The organism is Sorangium sp. So ce726, assembly GCF_051521405.1.
Taxonomy (GTDB): domain Bacteria; phylum Myxococcota_A; class Polyangia; order Polyangiales; family Polyangiaceae; genus Sorangium.
The window spans coordinates 666926-684535 of sequence record NZ_CP150349.1 but is presented as its reverse complement, the minus strand read 5'-3'; the positions used below and the strand labels follow the sequence as shown (position 1 = coordinate 684535).

The following is a 17610-nucleotide window of genomic DNA, read 5'->3' as shown; positions in this document are numbered from 1 at the left end:
TCGCGGACGTCAAGCACGCCGGGAGCGGAAACGTCTGCACAGCTCCGCCAGGCACACACTCTGCTCTGCGGTGAGCCCAGATGTCTGGGCCAGGTGGGCCCTCGCGGACATCGGGGGGAAACGATCATGTCGATTCATAGCAAGATGCTGGTGCCTGCATTTCTTTTGGCTGCTCTGGCCGCGGGTTGTACGGTGAACACGGACGAGGCGGACTTCGATCAAACCGATCTCGGTGACGACGAGATCGGGGCCGTCAACCAAGCATTGGAGGAGGAGCGAGGCGGATACATGGGGATGGGCGCGGCGCAGCTCACGCCCGGACAGGCCCAGATGGGCCCGAGCAAGGGCGAGATGTTCCCCGGCAAGGGCATGCTCGGACCGAGCAAGGGCCAGATGCTCCCCAGCAAGGGCATGCTCGGACCGAGCAAGGGCGAGATGTTCCCCAGCAAGGGCATGCTCGGACCGAGCAAGGGCGAGATGTTCCCCAGCAAGGGCACGCTCGGACCGAGCAAGGGCCAGATGCTCCCCGGCAAGGGCGCGCTCGTGCCGAGCCAGGCCGGGATGTTCCCCGGGCAGGCTCAGATGCCGTCCAAGGCCGGGTTCGGCGGATATGCCGGCCAGCAATCCAGCCAGGGAATGCAGGGCTATGCTGGTCAGCAGGCCGGCCTTGCCCAGTCGGGCGTTTATGGCCAGTTCGCGCCCGGCGTCACGGGCCAGGCCACCGCGCCCGGCCAGCAGGGGCGCCCGTAACGCCCCGCGCGCGCGCTCGTCGGGCTCCCAGGAGAGCACGCCTGGCCGCGCGCACCTCACCCGCGCTCGATCGCCCAGGATGCCCCGACTGCCCGGGTCGGTCGGGGCATTGTTTGGAGATCTAAAAAACGACGGTGCGGCGGCCTTCGACGATGACCCGCCGCTCCAGGTGCGCCCGGACGGCGCGAGAGAGGACGAGCCGCTCCACGTCACGCCCCATCCGGGTCATCTCCTCGGGGCCCATCTGGTGATTCACGCGCGCCACGTCCTGCTCGATGATCGGCCCCTGATCCAGGTCCCGCGTCGCATAGTGCGCCGTCGCGCCGATGAGCTTCACGCCGCGCGCGTGCGCCTGGTGGTAAGGCTTCGCGCCCTGGAACGCGGGCAGGAACCCGTGGTGAATGTTGATGATGGGCGGCGCCTCATCGAGCATCTGCTCGGAGAGGATTTGCATGTACCGCGCCAGCACGACGAGATCGACATGGTGCCTCTTCAGCAGGTGAAGCACCTGACCCTCCTGCTCGCGCTTGGTCTCCGGGGTGATGGGGATACAGAAGAAAGGGATTCGAAAGCTCTCGGCCACCGCCTCGAGCGTGGGGTGGTTGGAGATCACGAGCGGGATCTCGCAGCGAAGCTCGCCCGCGCGCTGCCGGAGCACCAGATCGTAGAGGCACGCGGGATCCTTGGTGACGAGGATCGCCATCTTCGGGACGTGATCGCTGTATTCCACCGACCATCGCGCCGAGAGCGACGCGGCGAGCTCGCGAAAGGCGGCCTCGATCGCGCCGCGGGTGGCCGAGCCGCCCAGGGCAACGACGGCGGCCGGCGAGGCGAGGCCGGACAGATCGACGACGAGACGCATGAAGAAGCGCGGGCCCTCGTCCATGAACGCATCCGTGTGATTGCTCGCGTCGATGATGTTCAGGCCGATATTGTAGAAGAACCCTGCGAGTCGCGCGACGAGACCGGGCTGGTCGGGAGCGGCGATGAGGAAGGTTGCGTGAACGGGACCCATCATACGGGTCATGTAGCTCGCCCCGAGGCAGAGGCGCAAGCGCGAGGGCCGAGAGGGACCGCGGGCGGGCGGCTGCCTGTCTGCCTGCCTGCCCCCCGCCGCGTACTAGCGCCCCTCGCCGCTCTCGGAGGACGGCGGCCCAGACGGATCGTCCACGAGCCTCGGCGCCAGCGTGGAGAGCTCCGCCCAGGGGATGCGCACGGTCCGCTCGACGTCGCGCAGGTGCGCGCTGTCGTTGTAATAGATGAGGTGCCAGGCCTCGGCCCGACCCCAGCGCCGCCTTCGCTGCCAGTGGGTGAGCGAGGTGTGGCGGGTGGCGAAGTGCGCGCTCGGAAAGGCGAGCGCGTTCATCCTGAAGAAGTGGAGGAACGCGACATCGATGAAGCCGCCGTGGGTGACGACGACGATCGTCCGCCCCTCGTGCTCACGGGTGATGCGATCGAGGGCGACGGAGACCCGCAGCATGAACTGAGCCCAGCTCTCCCCACCGGGGCTCGCAGGACGGTACGGCTCGCGCTCGAAATCGATCGCGTAGCGCACCATCGCCTCGCCGACCGGCATCCCGTCCGCCTCGCCGGGGCGGAGCTCCTGGACCTCGTCGTCGAGCGTGAGGGGCAGCCCCAGGGCGGGAGCGACGATCTCGGCCGTCTGCTGCGCCCGGCGATAGGTGCTGGCGATCAGGACGTCGGCGGGGATCTCGCGCGTCGCGGCCAGGCGATCGCGCAGGCGCTCCGCCTGGAGGATGCCGAGCTGCGTCAGGCCGGTGTCCCCGCGCATCCCGCCCACGATATGGTTCACGTTGACCAGCGCTTCTCCATGACGGATGAGATAGAGGTTCGTCACGATCTGAGCCTCCGAGGCGCGCGACCTTGTGGGGGGAGGGCCGCGCGGGGCGGTCCGCGCTCGCTAGGAAGAGCAAGGCCCCCCTCGGATGTCAAGGGTTTGTACCGCCGCCGCGCGGGCGCTCAGGGACAGCCGTGGAAGAGCGCGAAGAGGGCCGCGCTCTCGGAGCAGACCTGCTCGTCGCGCAGGGCGCTGCAGAAGTCGTCCTCCGTGAGGAAGGTCTTCTTTCCCGTGCTGCCCTCGATGCAGGAGATCGAATAGGCGAACCGCGAGGCGCCCTCCCCGGGCAAGCCTGGGATCTCCAGCTCGGACCCCTGGCCCACCTGCGAGCCGCTGCCGCCAGCGTCCTCCGGCGGATCGACGCCGAGCAACGGGAGCACCAAGATGGGCCAAATGCTGAGGAGACCGGCTACGAAATTCGGGATCATGGGTTTACCTCCAACGTCGATAGAAAGGCATCCTCGTATGAGGTAGCCATTGCAACCGTCGAATCGAACATGCATCCGACAGGCCAGCTCGGGTCATGTCCGCCCACTGCACAGGCGCGCGCGAGCGCGGGGCGAGCCCGCGCGCGCCATCGATCGAATGCGCAGGACGCCTGCCCCGTCCGGGTCGGAGGGGGCGCGCGGGCCGCTGCCGCGCCGGCGCGGGGCGCCGGACGGGCCCGCCCGGGCGCGGCGTGCTGCACCGCCCTTGCCAGCTCGCTCGGACATGGCCTACAAGGCGAGCCCTCTGAAGGAGACCCTCATGCACCGTCGCAGCTTCATCGCGGCCGCGCTGCTCGGCTTCGCGGCCCTCGCCGGGTGCGCTCCGCGCTGGCGCGTCGTGACCCAGGCGAGCCCCGACACGTTCGTCGGCCAGCGGTATTTCGCCCTGATGCCCATCGACTACGTGGGCCTCTTCATCCTCGACCAGCGCGAGGACCAGTACCTCGCCAGCAAGGACGCGGACGATCACCAGCGCTTCGTGGCGGACAAGGAGTCCATCAACGAGGAGTTCACCAAGGCCCTGGTCGCCGCTGCCCAGGAGGAGGGCATCGAGGTCGCGCCGTCCGACGGCCCCACGTCGGCGCCGTTCGTGATCAAGCCCTATATCGGCTACATGAATCCAGGCTTCTACGCGGTCGTCTCCTCGGCCCCGAGCCAGATCCGGCTGACGCTCCGGCTCACGGCGCCGGACGGCCGGGTGCTCGATGAGGTCCAGTTCTCGAGCCGCACGGCGTCGCCCATCCCGAACACGAACCTGAGCGCCGCGGAGGCAGACATGCTGAAGGCCGGCGGCCGCTGGCGCGAGGACGCGCGCGTGATCGGCGCGTATGTGGCGCGCTACCTCGCGTCGCGCGTCAGCCCCTAGGCCCCCGCCCGCCCAGGCTAGCCCCGGTCGCCCAGGCGCTCCCCGGTCGCGCGCTTCGAGGAGGCCCCCCGGGGAGCGCGCTGGGGGCGCTCGCCCGCTTCACAGCAGCACCCCGCGGAGCAGGAGCTCGGCCACGCTGAAGTAGATCACGAGGCCGGAGACGTCGACGAGGGTCGCGACGAACGGGGCCGAGGCGCTCGCCGGATCGAAGCGGAGCGCCCGGAGCACGAACGGCAGGAGCGCCCCCGCCAGCGTGCCCCAGGTCACGACGCCGACCAGGCTGATCGCGACGGCCAGCGCGAGGAGCGCGTAGTGCGGGCCATAGGCCCCGAAGAGCTTCTCCCAGGCGATGACGCGCGCGAAGCCGATCGCGCCGAGGATCCCGCCGAGCGCGAGGCCGGACGCGAGCTCCCGGCGGCTGACGCGCCAGAAGTCGGCGAGCCGGATCTCGCCGAGCGCCATCGCCCGGATGACCAGCGTCGTCGCCTGAGAGCCGGAGTTGCCCCCGCTCGAAATGATGAGCGGAACGAAGAGGGCGAGCACGACGGCGCGGGCGATCTCGCTCTCGTAGTGCCCCATCGCCGTGGCGGTGAGGAGCTCGCCCACGAACAGCGCGGACAGCCAGCCCGCGCGCTTGCCGAGCATCCTGGAGATGGGGGTCCGGAGGTAGGGCGCGTCGAGCGCCTGCATGCCGCCGAGCTTCTGGATGTCCTCGGTCGCTTCCTCTTCCACGACGTCCACGATGTCGTCTGCGGTGACAATCCCCTTCATCCGACCCTCGCTGTCGACGACGGGTATCGCCACGAGATCGTGCTCCGCGAAGCGCCGCGCCACCGCCTCCTGATCGGCGTCCTCGTTGACCGACACGATGTCGGTCTTCATGACGTCGCTGACGCGCCGGTCGCCGGGGGCGATCATGAGCTGCCTGAGCGACACCACGCCGCGCAGCCGCTGCTCGGCGTCGAGCACATAACCGTAGTAGATGGTCTCGAGGTGATCCCTGGCCTGCCGCTTGAGATAGCTGATCGCCTGGTCGACCGTCGCCTCCGGCCGCACGCGCGCGAACCACGGGCTCATGAGCCCGCCAGCCTCGTCCTCGGCGTACGCGAGGAGCGCGATCACCTCGCGCCGCGTCGGCTCGTCGAGCAAGGCGAGGAGCTCCGCCTGGTCGGCCGGCGACACCTCGAGGAGGAGGTCCGCCACGTCGTCGGGCGCGAGCAGGCGGAGCCACAGCCGGCGTTCGCCCTTCGGGAGGCCCGCGAGGAGCGCGGCCTGGTCGGCCGTGGGGAGACCCTCGAAGAAATCCTCCGCCTCCTCGCGCCGCAGGCGGCGATAGGCCTGCACCCGCTCCTCGTTCTGCAGGGCCGACCAGGACAGGGTCAGATCAGCCGCCGTGAGCGCCTCGGCCGCGTTGAAGGGCGGGCGTTCCATCATCGCCTCACCTCGTCGAGCGCCTGGCCCGCCCCGTCGGCGTCGCCCGGCAGAAGATGCTCATTCGTGAGGGCCCAGCGGCAGGCTCGACCCTGGAACCACGATTAGCAATGGGCGCGCCACGGCCGCCCCTCCCTGGAAGCCCCGGCGCGCACACAGCGCCGCGGCCCCCCCGCCTGCGCCGTCGGACAGCATAGCGCCCGGGGCAGCCGGCATATTCCTGGTTCCCTCGGGCTTCTTCTCGGTGCTTGGATCGCGCCGACGCGCAATGGCGCGGTTTGGCGGGAACCTACCGTATCTCCCAGGATGCAGGCTCTCTCTCTCGGCCAGCGCGGAGCCTGCCAGCGCTCTCTGACGGCTGCGCGCAGGCGCGCCTACGCGCTCACGCGCTCACGCGCGGGTCGAGCGGATCGACCCCGAAGCGGCGCAGGAGGCGGCAGAGCGGGACGAGCGGCAGCCCAACGATGGCCGTCTCATCGGCGTGGCGCACGTCGTCGAACAGCCACGGTCCGTGCTTCTCGAAGAGGTATCCTCCCGCGCTGCCGATCGGCCGATCCAGCTCGACGTAGCGGCGGATCTGCGCGCGGCCGAGCGGGCGGACACGGAGCTCCACCGTGACGATCTCGGCCAGCGTCCGCGGTTCGCCGGCCGCGAGCGGCACCCCCGGCGGCGCGTGCACCGCGACGGCGGTGTGGAGCGCGTGGACGCGCCCCGCGAGCCGCCCGAGCTGGTCTGCCGCCTCGTCGAGCGAGGCCGGCTTGCGGAGGAGCTCCCCATCGAGCTCGAGCGCCTGATCGGCGCCGATGATCAGGGCGCCCTCCCGCGCCGGCGCGAGGCTCAGCGCCTTCCCCTCCGCGAAGAGGCGGGCGCACGCGAGGGGCGACATCCCCTCGGGCGCGATCTCCTCGAACGCCGGCGCGACGGCCTCGTACGCGAGCCCGAGGCGATCGAGGAGCGCCCTCCGGAAGGGCGACGTGGAGGCGAGGACAACCGGGAACATGGTCGGCTCCATGGCACGGAACGACGCGCGCGCCGAGAGGAACCGCCCGCCTCGCCCATCGCGATCCTCCCGCTCCTCGCGCTGCTCCCGCGCCTCGCGCGCTTCACCCGCGCTTCACCCGCGCTTCACCCGCTGTTACCTGCTCTTCACGCTCTTCGCGGCGATCGCACCGATTTGCTTTTATTTGCCAAGATTTATCGAGAAATGGCAGACGGCGCGGATTCTCAGCAATGGTGATAGTCGTTGGGTACACGGAAATAACGGCAGGAATTACTGCCGTCAGGTGTCGCCTGAATTACCCATCATGCATTTCATTAAAAAGCAGCTTGCACTCGGACTCTACAGCACGCGACAGTACGCCAATGCAGCAACTCAACACAAGGCACCTCGTCACACTCTCTCTCGTCGCGCCGGGCATCGGGCTCTCCGTGCTGCTCGCCGCCTCGCCGGCGAGCGCAGCGACGTACGAGGTGGGGCGGGGCAAGCCTTATGCGAGCCTCGCGGAGGTCGCCCCTCGCCTCGCTGCCGGGGACGTGGTTCTGGTCGAGGGCGACGCGACCTATCCGGGGGATCTGTTCTTCAAGAAGTCGGGCACCGAGGCGCAAAAGATCACGATCCGCGGCGTTCGCGTGAACGGCCGCCGCCCCGTCCTATCCGGGGGGACGAACACCGTGATCTTCGCTGGCAATCACTATACCTTCGAAGGCTTTGACATCACCGGCGGCTCGAGCCGCTGCGTGTTCCACAAAGCGCACGACATCACGATCCGTGACTCGGTGGTGCACGATTGCGCCGGGCACGGGATCCTCGGCGCCGACTCCGAGTCGGGCTCCCTCACGCTGGAGTACGTCGAGGTCTATGCCTGCGGCGCGGGCGACACCAGGCACCCCATCTACATCGCGACCGACGAGGAGACGCACCTCGGCGCGGTGTTCCGCATGCGGCACTGCTATGTGCACGACGGCAATGGCGGCAACAACGTGAAGAGCCGCGCGGAGCGGAACGAGATCTATTACAACTGGATCGAGGGCGCGAAATACCACGAGCTCGAGCTGATCGGGCCGGACGGCCAGGACGAGGGGCTCGCGCGTGAGGACTCCGACGTCGTCGGCAACGTCCTCGTCAAGAGCGGCCAGCATTTCGCCGTGCGCGTCGGGGGCGACGGCACGGGGCAGACGTGGGGTCGCTTCCGGTTCGTCAACAACACGTTCCTGCTCGCCCCCGGGTCGCGGCCGGCGATCAGGATGTTCGACGGGATCGAGAGCGTCGAGATGAGCAACAACGTGTTCTATCGGCGCGGCGGCGGCGGCGTGGAGGTCTATGTCGACAGGAGCGCGACCTGGAAGACCGGAACGGCGTTGATCTCGGGCGCGAACAACTGGCTGCCCACCGGCTCTTCGGCCATCCCCGCGGCGTGGACAGGCACGGTGCAGGGCACCGACCCGGGCTTCACCAACCTCAGCTCGCTGGACCTCCGCCCGGCATCGAACAGCCCGCTCGTCAACGCCGGCTCCAGCGCGACGCCGAGCCCGGCAGGGCACCCGTTCCCGAAGCCGCTCTCCGTGCCGCAGTCCTCGCCCAGGAAGGGCGTGCGCGCGGCCAGCGGACCGCTGCAGCGGCCGCTCGCTGGCACGATCGACATCGGAGCCTACGAGTCCGGCTCCAGCCTCGCGGCGTTCGCCATGAGGACCGCGGACAGCGATCGGGACCTCGACGACAGCGACAGCAGCGCCGCGGAGGAGGAGTGGAACGTCGACGGTGATGCCGCCCCGAGCGACGGTGAGGCGGGCGCCAGCGACGCCGACGAGGGCGACGCCAGCGACGTCGATGCCAGCGACGCCGACGCCGAAGGCGACGCGTCCGCCGGCGACTGCGACGCGGACGGCGACGACACCGCAGCGCGCGCCGCTGCGTGCTCCGAGGCCGCGCACGGCAGCGCGGACGCTCCGCACGACGCCCACGCCAGCGCGTGCAGCGTCGGCGGGGCGCTCGCGGGCGGCCCGGTCGCCGGCTCGGGGGCGTTCCTCGCCGGGGCGACGGCGCTCCTCGGGGCCGCCCTCCGGCGGCGCGCTCGCCGCGCCAGGGCGTGAGCCGCGGCGCGAGCCCTCAGGCGACGAGCGCGCGCAGCAAGCGACGCGCCGACGCCGGGTCGGGCAGCTGAAACGCCGCGGAGCTCTCCCCGCCGCCCACGTGGATCGTGAGGGCGGTCGGGGGGAGCGCCGCGAACAGATCCTCGTCGGTCCTGTCGTCGCCGAGCGCGATCACCACCGCGTCGGGCCCCATCATCGCGAGCACCCGCGGCACGATCACCCCCTTGTTGACCCCGCGGAGCCGCACCTCCAGCACCTTCCGGCCTGGGATGAGCTCGAGATCGTGCTCGCGCAGCGCCTCGCCGAGCTCCAGGGGCACCTCGCGGGCCATCTGGCTGGCGAGCTCCGGGTCGGCGGCCCGGTAGTGCCACGCGATCGACACCATCTTCTCCTCGATGAAGCTGCCCGCCGTGCGGTCCACGAAGCCCTGGAGGACGTCGCGGACCCTCGGCTTCCAGTCGAGCGCGGCCTCGCGGAGCGCGACCCAGGGCTCGCCGGGCGCGGCGCGGGAGAAGAACCCGTGCTCCGCGTGGAGGCTGATGGGCAGCTCGCCCAGCCAGCGCTCGAGGTCCTCGCGCGGCCGGCCGCTCACCACGTGCACCTGCGTCCGCGGGCGCGCCGCGAGCTCGCGCAGCTCGGTGATGAGCGCCTCGTCCGGCTGAGCGAGCTCGGGCATGGCCTCGAGGGGGACCAGCGTGCCGTCGTAGTCGAGCATCACGATCAGCGACGGCGCGCTGCGCGCGCTCGCGATCGTGCTCCCCCGGGGCGCGCCCTCAGGCCGCCGGACGGCCCCCACCGCGGGCAGGACGCCGCTCGCGCGCTCGAGATCGTTCAGGAAGCGGTGCGACCAGCGGTGCGCGTCGTGCGTCACGACGCGGCGCCGGAGCGCCTGCATCCGGACGCGCTGCTCGGACGGCGACATGACGAGCGCCCGCTGGATCGTCGACGCCACCGCGTCGATGTCGTGCGGGTTGACCAGGAGCGCCTCGATCAGCTCGGCGGCCGCGCCCGCGAACTCGCTCAGCACGAGCGCGCCGGTGTCGTCGATCCGCGAGGCCACGTACTCCTTGCAGACGAGGTTCATCCCGTCGCGCAGCGGCGTCACCATCATCACGTCTGCCGCGAGGTAGAGCGCGACGACCCCGGCCATGGGCATCGACCGGTGCAGGAAGTGGATCGGGACGTCGTCGAGCGTCCCGTAGCTGCCGTTGATGCGGCCGACGAGCTCGTTCACGACGCGCCGGAACTCGGCGTAGGCGTCGACGTTCTCGCGCGTCGGCACCGCGAGCTGGATGAACCGGACCTTGCTCCGGAGCTCGGGCTCGCGCTCCAGGAAGCGCTCGATGGCGAGCATGCGCCGCGGGATGCCCTTCGTGTAGTCGAGCCGATCGACGCCGAGCACGATCTTCCGGCCCTGGGCGCTCTCGCGGATGCGCCGCGCCTCGGCGCGGACCTCCTCGTCCCGCGCGAGCCGCACGAACTCGTCGACGTCGATGCTGACCGGATAGGCGCCGAGCCGCACCCGCCGCCCCTCGTACGCGAGCGTCTCGAGGTCGGGATCGAGCCCGAGCACGCGCGCGGCGGAGTAGACGAAGTGGTACCGATAGGCCGTCGTGTGAAACCCGACGACGTCGGCGCCGAGCATGCCGCGCAGCACCTGCTCCCGCCAAGGTAGGATCCGGAAGACCTCGGCCGCGGGGAAAGGGATGTGCAGGAAGAAGCCGATCCGCGCGTCGGGGATGCGCCTCCGCAGCATCGCCGGCACGAGCATCAGCTGGTAGTCGTGGATCCACACCCTGTCGCCCGGCCTGTACCGGGCGACGATGGCCTCGGCGAAGCGCTCGTTCACCTCGCGGTAGCTCTCCCAGTCGTGCCGGGCGTCGAGGTTCAACTTCTCGACGAGGTAGTGGAACAGCGGCCACAGGACGCCGTTCGAGAAGCCGTCGTAGTAACGGCTGACCTCGGCCGAGGTGAGGTGCACCGGGACCGCGCCGAGCTGCTCGAGCCGATCCTCGACCTCTCGGCGCTGCTCTTCGGTGAGCCGCGCGAGGTCGCCCGGCCATCCGAGCCAGAGGCCGCCGTGGCGCTCGTGGGGGCCTCGGAGCGCGGTCACGAGGCCGCCCGCCGAGGGGACGATGGAGACGTCCCCCTGATCGGCGTGGACGGTCACCGGAAGGCGGTTCGAGACGATGAGCAGGCGGGACATGCGCGGCCAGGAAGCTAGCGCATGGCCCCTCCACCGCGCCCTTGAGGCGCGGTGAAATCAGGGGCTAGCCGATGGTGCTCATCGGGCGCGCCCTGAGCGCTACCGGTCGACCCGGATCGACGGCGCCGTGTTCTCCGGAGCGCTGGGCTTCGACGTGGCCGTGGCCGCTGGGGGGCGAACGGGGCGGCCCCAGTTTCGCCTGCCGCCCGAGCTTGTGTTCGACGGCGCGTCCTCGGTCTTCGCAGGCGCGGCCACCTGCGCGAGCCGTGCGACGGTCTGCACGGACATCTCCGACGGCCCCTGCACGATGGAGTAGGGCTGGAAGCCTTCCTTCTGCAGGGTCAGCCGGCGAGGCGACGTGCGCACCTGATCGTTCGCGATCGAGAGCTGGAGCGGCGTCTGCCCGAGCGATTTCCCGTCCTCCAGGACGTCGGCGCCCGCCGGGATCGACTCGATGATCAGCATGAACGAGGGCGCGCCCTTGTGATCGCTGGGCGTGCCGGTCGCCGCGGGCGCGGTCGTCGGCGCGGTCGCGACCTCGGGCGTGGCCTCGGTCTGCGCGGGCTTGCGGGTCAGCATGAACGCGCCCGCCGCCACGACGACCGCGCCGATGGCAGCGAGGATCATCACCTTGCGCCCGCCGCCGGAGGGGGCCTCGTGCGCGCCGGTCGTGCCCTTGGACGCGCCCGCCGCGGTCGCGGCAGCACCGGGTCCCGAGCCGACGCCCGAGGTGCGGCCGCTCGGATCGTCATCGCTCGACGGCGCCGGGAGCGTCACTGCGTCCTTGAGCGCTTGCACCGTGGACGAACGCGACGAGATCTGCACGCCGGGCAGCGACTCGAACGACGTGATCTGCGTGCCGCCGAACGCGGTCGTCACGCCCATGCCGCGTGCGCACTCGCCGAGGCCCTGGATGAGGGCGTCCATCGTCGCGGGCCGGCCGTCCGGATCCTTCGCGAGACAGCGCATCACGAGCGCCTCGAGCGGCTCCGGGATGTCGACGTCCGGGTTCCGCTCCTTCATGCGCGGCACCGGCTGCTGCAGGTGCGCCATCAGGATCTGGATCGACTTCTCGGACTCGAACGGGACCTTCCCGCAGAGCATCTGGTAGAGGATGACGCCGAGCGAGTAGATGTCGGTCCTGAGATCGACCTTGCCGTGCGAGATCTGCTCCGGCGACATGAAGCGGGGCGAGCCCAGGAATGCGCCCTGCTGCGTGAGCTCCTCCGAGTCGTCGCCCAGCTGCTTCACGAGGCCGAAGTCGAGGATCTTGACCGCCTCCTCCGCGTCCTCGTTGGAGACGAGCATGACGTTCGACGGCTTGAGGTCGCGGTGGACGACGCCGTGCTTGTGCGCCTCGCGCAGCCCGCGCGCGATCTGCCGCGCGATGCGCATCGCCTCGGGCGGCGGCAGGCGCCCCTGCCGGCGCACGCGCCGGAAGAGCGTCTCGCCCTCGAGGAACTCCATCGCCATGAAGAACCGGTCCTGATCATCGGCCTCGATGCGGCCGTAGTCGAAGACGGTGACGATGTTCGGGTGCTGGAGGCGCGCGAGGATGCTCGCCTCGAGGAAGAAGCGCTTGTGGAAGTTCGGGTCGAGCTGCCGCGAGGCCTGGTTCGGGATCAAGACCTTGATCGCCACCGGGCGCCCGAGCGGGATCTGCTCGCCGCGATAGATCGTGCCCATGCCGCCGGTCGCGAGCTGGGAAAGGATCTTGAACTTTCCGTTGAGGACCTTTCCGAGCAACGGATCGAGCGGCTCGCTGCGCGCTACTTCATCGACGACGTTTTCGTTGGCACCACTCATATGAACTCCGTCGCCTTCCCCGTGCGGGCGCGGGCGAGCCCTCCCCTCGGTGACGATGCCTCGCGATGCGTGAGCCTGGACCTCATGATCGTGGGGAGCGTCGGCGCGTGGGGCCGTCGGGGCAGTCTAAACGGAAGAAATGTCCTTGGCGACCTTTCCTCGATCGCCTCCGCGATCGCCCCGCTCGTGAGGCCGGGGCCCCCGCGCGAGAGGCCGATCGCGAGGCCGTCCGTGAGGCGCTGCACCATGCGGCGTGCGCCATAGCCCCGATCGACGGGAACCGCCAGTTGCTGGCATCGAGTGTCTGCATCGCACCTTCGCGCCACGAGATCCTGCGAGCAGAGTACACTGCTCCGCGCCCGCGCGATGCTCTTCCGATCGTCCTTGTCGCGTGCCGCCGCCGGACGCCGGTGCGCGCCGGACGTCCGTGCCGGCCCCCTCGCCCTCCAGGGTGGGGACGAGGTAGTAGAGAAGGATGCGACCGGATCGCGCCGTGCTGCGCTGGTGGAGGGGAAGAGAGTACCGGCGCCTACTCGACGTGGCCGCGTCCGAGCTCGCCGGCTCGCGCCACGCCGACGCGGAGGCGACGTGCGCACAGGCGCTCCGGATCGCCGAGGAGATCTATGGAGATGGGGACGCCGAGCTGACGGCGCCGCTCTACGCGCTGAGCTCGGCGCGGCTCGCGCAGGGGCGGCTGGACGAGGCGCGCGCGAGCTCTGCGAGGGCGATCGCCATCGCCGAGGCGGCGGCGAGCACCGATCCGCCGCTGCCGAGGCTGCTCGAGCAGCTGGCCGCCATCCTCGAGCGGCAGGGCGAGCTCGAGGACGTCGAGGCGCTGTTCCGCCGGATGCTCGCGGGCTACGAGCGGATGCGCGACCCCGACGCCATCGAGCTGTCGGCGCTGCTGAACCGGCTCGGTCTGCTGCTCGGCAGGCGGGGGGCCCGCGCCGAGGCGGCCCCGCTCTTCCAGCGGGCGATCGCGCTGCGGGAGGGGGCGCTCGGCGCCTGTCACGCGCTCGTCGCAGAGGCGCTCTACAACGCCGCCACGTTCCTGGAACTGGAAGAAGACCGCCCGACCGCCGAACGGGAGCTGATGCTCCGGAGGGCGCTCGAGATCGCCGAGACGGGGGCGGGCGTGGAGGGGGCGCTCCTCGCGTCGATCCTGCACAACCTGGCGGCCGCCCGGGACGCGCTCGGGGACCCGGTCGAGGCGGCGGCGCTGTACGAGCGCGCGCTCGCCGCGCGGGAGGCGCTGGTCGGGGCCGCCCACCCGTCGCTCCGGCCGACGCTGGTCCGGCTCGCGCAGGTCCACCACGCCGCGGGGCGGCCGTCCACGGCGCTGCCGCTGTACGAGCGGGCGCTCGCGCTCGCCGAGGCGGAGCTCGGGGCGGATCACCCGGTGACCACGGCGATCGGGGCCTGGATGGCCGAGGCGCGGAGCCGGAGCTGATCCTGCCGCTTCCATACGCGGCGGGCGGCCCAGCGGGCAGGCGCGCCCAGCGGCGGGCCGGACCAACGCGGACAGGTGCGATCGGGGATGGCCTGGCGGACAGGCGCGATCAGCGCTCGGACGACGGATCGCCGCCTTCGCGCCAGCGCTCGACGAGCTCCGGGAGGACGGTCGAGGCCATCTGGAGCAGGTGCGCCATGTGGTGTTCGGGCGTGTTTCCCCGGAACCCGCGGACATGGAGCTCGCCCACGCTCGCCTCGGTGGTCGGGATCATCTGCTTCTCGAGCTTCTTCGAGACGGCGCCCTCGGCCGCGCGCAGCCGCAGGTGCGGGGGCGCGTCCGACGCGGGCGACCGCTCGACGTGGTGCCCTGCCGCGGCGTCGAGCAGGTAGCTGGCCGTGGCGGTGGAGCTGGCGTACGCGATCGGGTCGATCTCCGAGTGCGTGATCGTGAACAGCAGCTTCTCCGAGGCGGCGAGCTGCGCGGCGCGCGCGAACGAGGCGAGCTGCAGCGGGTTGAGCCCGCTCGGTTGCTCCGGGACGAAGCCGCAGTGGATGCCGTCGGTGACGAGGATCGCGTCGAGGGTCTCGGTGCCGCGGCGGAGCTCCAGGATCTTGGCGACCGCGCCGTAGCCCGCGCTCCACGAGGAGAGGGCCACCCGGCGGAGCCGCGGGGTCGGCAGCCCGCGCTGCGCGAGCGCCCGGTCGATGTCCGCGAGCAGGCTCTCGTAGACGCCCGGCGTCGCGTAGAAGTCCTCGTAAGCGCCCGAGCCGATGCCGAGGTTGATGACGGCGACCGCGGCGTTCAGCCCGGCGACCTCGGCGCTCTCGCGGACGAGCTGGGTGTTGCCGTGGAAGTGCAGCAGGAGATCGTAGCTCGACCCGGTGGGCCTGAACGTGTCGGGCGTGAAGAGGACGCCGCCGCGGATCGACGCGTACCCCTCGTGCCGGATCGCGGGCGGCGGCGTCACCGGCGCGGGCGGCGGCGCCGGCGGTTGCAAGCGCGCGAGCCCCTCCGGCGCGACGACGGCGTTCGCCCCGGCGTCCTCGCGCGAGGAGCGCAGCGCGAGCAGCGACGCGCGGTTGACGGGGGTCATGGCGCGGAAGGCCTCGGCGGAGGCGATCGGCATCCGCGCGGCGATCCCGCGCGCGGTGAGCGCGACGACGACGATCACGGTGGCCGCGGCCAGGACGAACGCCCCGAGGGCGCGCCACACACGCGCGCGGCGCTCGCCCGGCGAGGGCGTGGACCAGGAGCCGTACGGCCCGGCCCCGGCCATGGGGAAGGGCGGCGTCCCCGGCAGCGTTGGAGCAGCGAAACCGGGAAGGAACGCTTGCTCCTCCGGCGCGGGGGCCATGCCGAGGGGAGGCAGGTCGAGGGGAAGACCGCGATCCGGGCAGCCCTGGACCACGGTGACGGGCGGCGGCGTGGGCGTCGGCGATAGGTCCACAGGGGACCCATCAGCGCGCACGTTTCCCTTCATTTCGATACCCCTCCCTTACAACGGGGATGTAGCGCCCAGCCCTGCTCGCCAGGCGCTGCGTCGGTTCCGTGAGCGCGCCGCATGGCGGCAACGCGCTGCGTTTCTGCTCCTGCCGTGAACCCGGAAGGCGTCGCGGCAGGCGGAGCATCGACCAGTACGGTCTCGAGCTCAAGCGGCAACCGTTCCGTACGCGCATATTTAAGCGTGGCCGTAATACCCTGTCCCCTGCTGGAACACGCGTGGGTGAGTCTGTCGGGCCGCAAAGCGAGGGAGCGGGTGAGGTGTGCCCGGGGCTGCGCAGGTGCGCGCGAGCGGTGACGTGAGCACGCCGGCGACGAAACGCGCACTTGCGCCCCTCTCCAGCACCCACCAAGGTGCTCGGCGCTTGCTCTCCCGCGAGGTCCGCTTCCTGCTCGCAGCGACGCTGCTCCATGCCGCCATCCCGCTGCTCGCGCGGATCGCGAGCGCCCCGGGGCCTTTGCTCGATGCCCACTCGAGCGGCGCGCGCCGCGAGGTGGAGATCGAGATAGAGCCCATCGCGCCGCGCGGGCCGGAGCAAGACGAGGCGCGCACGCCCCCGCCACCCGCGCCGGACGAAGCACGGCCGCGCGAGGCGGAGCCGGTCCTCGGCCGGACGGCGCGCCGCGAGCGGCGGCCGCTCGATCCGACAGCGCCGCCGGCGCCGCCGGAGGCGCCGGTCGAGCCGCGGGAGGGTCCCGTGGCGCCTCCGGCCCCGGCGCCATCGAGCGAGTACGACGGGCCGCCGAGCGCGCCGACCCCACCGCGGGGGGTGGCCGGCCTCGGGGGCGCGCCGGTGTGGCAGCTGCCCGGCGTTCTGCCGGACCGCGCGCCGCCACCGCCAGCGCCGACCGCGCCGACCGCGCCGCGCGAGGTCTCGGCGGACAGGGCCGGCGAGCTGCTGCGCGAGGCGATGCGCGATCGGGACAAGACGCTGGGGCTGGATCTGCCCGCCGCCGGGACGGTCGCGTCCGTGGTCGCAGACGCGGTGCGCAGCGCCGAGACGCCCGCGACGGCGCGCGCGGTGTTCGAGGTGCAGCTGAGCGGCACCGGCGCGGTGCTCGGCGTGCGCGCGCTGTCGTCGACGGCCGGAGCGGCGGCGCTCTGGGCGCGGGTGGCGCGCGAGGCGGCGGCGCAGCTCGCCGGGCGCGTGCTCGCGATGACCGCCGCGTTCGCCAAGGGGGCGAAGGTCTACGTCACGGTGAACTCGTCGGTGCAGATGCCGAGCGGCGCCACGTCAGGCGGGATCCACCACCAGGGCGCGGGCTTCGGGTTCGACGTCGCCGACATCGGGGCCCGGCCCCGCCGCCTGGTCCAGTCGAGCTTTCGCGTCGAGGCGATCGACTGAGGCGATCGCGCGCGTCGACGGCGGCGCGCGGCGCACGACGCGCGCGAGCTCGGGAGATCAGCGGCTCCGGCGCGCCGTCCAGCGCCTGTAACGCGCGGCGCTCGCGGCGAGGCCGATCCAGAGCAGCCCGAGCAGGCTGAGCGCCGCCGGGAAGCCGGTGAGCCAGACGAGCGCTGGCAGCGGCGGGCGCGTCGGACAGGGGCGGCGCGTGTCAAAGCGGCATGCTTGATACCGATCGAGCTCCTCCGCAGCGGCGCGGACCTCGGCGACGTCGTCTGGCAGGCCCCGCAGGGCCGCAGAGGCCATCATGTACGCCGCAGAGGCGGCGCGATCGTACGCCGGGTCGGCCGGCACGCGGTCGCGCACGAGCTCGCTCAGCCGGGCGGCGCGCTGCGCCGGCGCCTGCTCGGCCAGCGCTCCAGCGAGGTGCCGCGCGAGCGCCTCGTCGAGCTGCAAGGCGCAGGCGACGGCGCGATCTTCCCCAGCCGTGAGGTAGACCGTCTCGCCCGACGCCGTCTGGCGCGGCTCCGTGCCGGACGCCGCGACCGGCTTGCGCAGCGCGACCCGCGCCCCGCGGACGCAGCCCGGGACCCTCGGGAGGGCGCGCAGGTGCACCGCGGCGTAGCGCTGGTACGCGACGCCGGCGATCGCGCCGAGCGAGAGCGCCAGCGCGAGGAGCGCGGCGACCCAGCGCGCGCCGGCGCGCGCTCCGGCGCTGGCGCGCGCTGGCGGCGCGGCGCGCTCCTCGCCGGTGCCCGGCGCGGGAGCCGGCTCGCCGGAGGGCTCTCGGGACGACATGGCCGGCGGTATGGACAGC

Annotated in this window: 14 protein-coding genes; 5 read left to right on the top strand and 9 right to left on the bottom strand. The window is 71.7% G+C overall.

The window, feature by feature from the left end; all coding sequences use genetic code 11:
• The first annotated feature begins 126 nt into the window (after positions 1-126).
• Positions 127-750, top strand: a complete 624-nt coding sequence (locus WME79_RS02540) for a hypothetical protein (protein ID WP_437531431.1) — start codon at positions 127-129, stop codon at positions 748-750.
• A gap of 121 nt (positions 751-871) precedes the next feature.
• Here WME79_RS02540 and purU read toward each other — a convergent pair whose 3' ends face one another.
• The 3 genes from purU to WME79_RS02525 all read right to left on the bottom strand — a co-directional run bounded on the left by purU (position 872) and on the right by WME79_RS02525 (position 2988).
• Positions 872-1765 carry a formyltetrahydrofolate deformylase gene (gene purU / locus WME79_RS02535; RefSeq protein WP_437539743.1) on the bottom strand — a complete coding sequence of 298 codons (894 nt, stop codon included), beginning with the start codon at positions 1763-1765 and terminating at the stop codon, positions 872-874.
• 105 nt (positions 1766-1870) lie between these two features.
• Positions 1871-2608, bottom strand: coding sequence for a histidine phosphatase family protein (locus WME79_RS02530; protein WP_437531429.1), 738 nt, complete (start codon positions 2606-2608; stop codon positions 1871-1873).
• 122 nt (positions 2609-2730) lie between these two features.
• Complete coding sequence (locus WME79_RS02525) at positions 2731-2988, bottom strand: hypothetical protein (RefSeq protein ID WP_437539741.1); 258 nt, start codon at positions 2986-2988, stop codon at positions 2731-2733.
• Between the two features lie 367 nt (positions 2989-3355).
• Between WME79_RS02525 and WME79_RS02520 the strand changes: the two genes are divergently transcribed.
• Positions 3356-3961, top strand: a complete 606-nt coding sequence (locus WME79_RS02520; protein WP_437531427.1) for a hypothetical protein — start codon at positions 3356-3358, stop codon at positions 3959-3961.
• A gap of 99 nt (positions 3962-4060) precedes the next feature.
• On the opposite strand, the gene mgtE is transcribed toward WME79_RS02520, so the two are convergent.
• Both mgtE and WME79_RS02510 read right to left on the bottom strand, forming a co-directional pair.
• Complete coding sequence (gene mgtE / locus WME79_RS02515; RefSeq protein WP_437531426.1) at positions 4061-5395, bottom strand: magnesium transporter; 1335 nt, start codon at positions 5393-5395, stop codon at positions 4061-4063.
• A gap of 379 nt (positions 5396-5774) precedes the next feature.
• A complete protein-coding gene (locus tag WME79_RS02510; protein ID WP_437531424.1) occupies positions 5775-6392 on the bottom strand; it encodes a Maf family protein in 618 nt (205 codons plus the stop codon).
• A 362-nt stretch (positions 6393-6754) separates the two neighbouring features.
• Between WME79_RS02510 and WME79_RS02505 the strand changes: the two genes are divergently transcribed.
• Positions 6755-8482: a right-handed parallel beta-helix repeat-containing protein gene (locus tag WME79_RS02505; protein WP_437531422.1), complete on the top strand. Its 1728-nt coding sequence runs from the start codon at positions 6755-6757 to the stop codon at positions 8480-8482.
• A gap of 16 nt (positions 8483-8498) precedes the next feature.
• On the opposite strand, the gene WME79_RS02500 is transcribed toward WME79_RS02505, so the two are convergent.
• Both WME79_RS02500 and WME79_RS02495 read right to left on the bottom strand, forming a co-directional pair.
• Positions 8499-10688 (bottom strand): bifunctional alpha,alpha-trehalose-phosphate synthase (UDP-forming)/trehalose-phosphatase, encoded by a 2190-nt coding sequence (locus WME79_RS02500; protein ID WP_437531421.1) that lies wholly within the window; start codon positions 10686-10688, stop codon positions 8499-8501.
• 99 nt (positions 10689-10787) lie between these two features.
• On the bottom strand, positions 10788-12494 hold the full coding sequence (locus WME79_RS02495; RefSeq protein ID WP_437531419.1) for a serine/threonine-protein kinase: 1707 nt from the start codon (positions 12492-12494) through the stop codon (positions 10788-10790).
• Positions 12495-12969: 475 nt separating this feature from the next.
• Between WME79_RS02495 and WME79_RS02490 the strand changes: the two genes are divergently transcribed.
• A complete protein-coding gene (locus WME79_RS02490) occupies positions 12970-13944 on the top strand; it encodes a tetratricopeptide repeat protein (protein ID WP_437531417.1) in 975 nt (324 codons plus the stop codon).
• Positions 13945-14053: 109 nt separating this feature from the next.
• Here WME79_RS02490 and WME79_RS02485 read toward each other — a convergent pair whose 3' ends face one another.
• Positions 14054-15415, bottom strand: a complete 1362-nt coding sequence (locus WME79_RS02485) for a hypothetical protein (protein ID WP_437531415.1) — start codon at positions 15413-15415, stop codon at positions 14054-14056.
• Between the two features lie 397 nt (positions 15416-15812).
• Between WME79_RS02485 and WME79_RS02480 the strand changes: the two genes are divergently transcribed.
• On the top strand, positions 15813-16793 hold the full coding sequence (locus WME79_RS02480; RefSeq protein ID WP_437531413.1) for a hypothetical protein: 981 nt from the start codon (positions 15813-15815) through the stop codon (positions 16791-16793).
• A 57-nt stretch (positions 16794-16850) separates the two neighbouring features.
• Here the strand turns inward: WME79_RS02480 and WME79_RS02475 are convergent, their stop codons facing one another.
• Positions 16851-17591, bottom strand: a complete 741-nt coding sequence (locus WME79_RS02475; RefSeq protein WP_437531411.1) for a hypothetical protein — start codon at positions 17589-17591, stop codon at positions 16851-16853.
• Positions 17592-17610: the final 19 nt, after the last annotated feature.